Source organism: Actinomadura darangshiensis (assembly GCF_004349235.1).
Lineage (GTDB): Bacteria > Actinomycetota > Actinomycetes > Streptosporangiales > Streptosporangiaceae > Spirillospora > Spirillospora darangshiensis.
On record NZ_SMKY01000547.1, the window covers coordinates 1 to 2,662 of the forward strand.

Below are 2,662 nucleotides of genomic sequence, written 5' to 3' on the forward strand. Positions count from 1 at the left end.
GGCTACGCCACGTTCGCGTTCGGCGAGCCGCGCCGCCGCGGATGGCCACTGCTGGTCGCCGACCTGGTGGTCGCGGCGGGCTGCGTCCTGGCGACGGCCTGGGTGGAGACGGAGGCGAACATCGGCGCGGGACGCCCGACGCTGCCGGTGTCGTGGGTGGCGGCGGCGGTGCTGTCGTGGGCGGTCGCGGGCGGGCGGCGGCTCGGCCTCACCGCCGCGCTCGTCCTCGCCGTCGCGAACCTGCTGGTGCACGCGGTCGCCGAGACCAGCGGCGGGATCGGCAGCACCACGTTCAACGGCATCGTGCTGCTGTTCCTCGCGGGCCTCGTCGTCGGGCACGTCGTCCGGCTGGCGCTGGAGGCGGAGGCGCGGCTGGCGCGGGCCGTCGAGCTGGAGTCGGCGACCCGGGAGCGCGAGCGGCTGGCCCGCCGCATCCACGACTCGGTCCTGCAGGTCCTCGCGATGGTGCAGCGGCGCGGCGGCGAGCTCGGCGGCGAGGCGGCCGAGCTGGGCCGGCTGGCGGGGGAGCAGGAGGCGGCGCTGCGCTCCCTCATCGGCACCGGCCCGGTTCCGGCGCCCGCCCACGTCCCGGGCACCGAGATCGACCTGCGGACGCTGCTGACCGGGCACGCGTCCACGTCCGTCACGGTGGCGACGCCCGCGACGGAGGTGCGGCTGCCCGCGCACGCGGCCCGCGAGGTCGAGGCGGCGGTCGCGGCGGCGCTGGACAACGTCCGGCGGCACTGCGGCGACGGCGCCCGCGCCTGGGTCCTTCTGGAGGACGGCCCGGACGAGGTCACCGTCAGCGTCCGCGACGACGGCCCGGGGATGCCCGCCGGACGGCTGGACGAGGCGGCGGCGGACGGCCGGCTCGGCGTCGCCCAGTCCATCCGGGGCCGCGTCGCCGACCTCGGCGGCACGGTCGCGATCACGACCGCGGAGGGCGACGGCACCGAGATCGAGCTGACCGTGCCCCGGGCTAGGGTGTGACCCGTGACCCTCCGAGTCATGGTCGTGGACGACCATCCGATGTGGCGCGAGGCGGTGGCCCGCGACCTCGCCGAGGCCGGCCACGACGTGGTCGCCACCGCGGGGGAGGGCCGCACCGCCGTCCGCATCGCCGCCGCCGCGCGGCCGCAGGTCGCCGTCGTCGACCTGCAGCTCCCCGACATCAGCGGGGTCGAGGTGACCCGGCAGCTGGCCGCCGCCGACCCGCCCGTCCAGGTGCTGGTGCTTTCGGCGAGCGGTGAGCAGCAGGACGTCCTGGAGGCGGTCAAGGCGGGCGCGACCGGGTACCTGCTGAAGTCCGCCGCCCGCGAGGAGTTCCTCGACGCCGTCCAGCGGACCGGGGCCGGCGACGCCGTCTTCACCCCCGGCCTCGCCGGCCTCGTCCTCGGCGAGTACCGCCGCCTCGCCGCCGCCCCCGCCCGCGAGGACGACGACGCTCCGCGCCTGACCGAACGCGAGACCGAGGTCCTGCGGCTGGTCGCGAAGGGGCTGACGTACAAGCAGATCGCGAAGCGCCTCGTCCTGTCCCACCGGACGGTGCAGAACCACGTGCAGAACACCCTCGGCAAGCTCCAGCTCCACAACCGGGTCGAACTCGTCCGCTACGCCATCGAGAAGGGCCTCGACGAAGAGGAGTAGCGGTCCGGACGAACCCGTGCGGCGGCACCGGCGTCTGATCCTGCGAACGTTCGCCAGGACGGGAGCACGCCGTGATGGACGAGATCTGGGGCCCGAAGCTGGGGTACCTCGCGGCCCACATCCTGCTCGGGCTCGCATTGCTGGCGGTCCTGCGGAGCAGGCGGGCGCGGCTGAGACGGGGCGGCCCGCCGATGCGCGAGCTGCATCCGTACGAGGTCGCCTACTTGCACGGGGGCGGGCGGCACGCCATCGCGGCATCGGTGACGGCGCTGCGGCTGGACCGCGCGGTCGACACCTACGCCGACGGCAGGCTGCTGGCCACCGGGCCGTCCGGCGACGGTCCGCGCGCGGCCGGGACGCCGCTGGACGGTGCCGTCTTCACGACGATCGCGAGCGGCCGGGGCGGGACGCTCGCCGAGCTCACCGCCGACGAGGGGGTCCGCGCCGCCCTCGACCAGCTCCGCGACGGGCTGGTCGCGCAGGGCATGGTGGTCCCGGAGGACGGCCGGCGCCGGCTGCGGGCCTTCCAGCTGGCCTTCTACGGGTGGATGCTCGTCGGCTTCGTGGCCTTTGTCATGAACGACGCGTTCGGCGGGCTCCCGGGTGTCCTCGTCCCCGTCGCGGCATTGCTCGGCCTGGCCATCGCGGGGAGCGTCGTGCTCGGTTCCGGCGGTGAGCGGACGGCCGCGGGGGAGCGGATCGTCGAGCAGATCAAGGCGTCCAACCCGCACCTGGACCCGGAGAACGCGCCCGCCTACACCGGGCTCGCCGGGCCGGCGGTCCTGCTGGGCGTCGCGCTGTTCGGCACGGCCGCGCTGATGGCGTTCGACCCGATGTTCGCGCAGACCGTCGGGCTCGGCCGGTACCTGGAGATGACCGGTGTCGCCGCCACGTCCGGCGGATTCTCGGGCTCGTCCTGCTCGTCGACCGCTTCGGTGTGCTCGTCGTCGTCCTGCGGCGGTGGCGGCTCGTGCGGCGGCGGGAGCGGCTGCGGCGGTGGCGGCGGATGCGGAGG

3 protein-coding genes are annotated in these 2,662 nt (G+C 75.7%); all 3 read left to right on the forward strand.

Annotated elements, in window-relative coordinates:
* Positions 1-990 (forward strand): MacS family sensor histidine kinase (macS, locus tag E1293_RS46175; RefSeq protein WP_132206375.1); only part of this gene is annotated, 990 nt, incomplete at its 5' end.
* Between the two features lie 18 nt (positions 991-1,008).
* A complete protein-coding gene (locus E1293_RS46180) occupies positions 1,009-1,647 on the forward strand; it encodes a response regulator (RefSeq protein ID WP_207939523.1) in 639 nt (212 codons plus the stop codon).
* 74 nt (positions 1,648-1,721) lie between these two features.
* On the forward strand, positions 1,722-2,662 hold a 941-nt coding region (locus E1293_RS46185; protein ID WP_132206379.1), incomplete at its 3' end, for a TIGR04222 domain-containing membrane protein.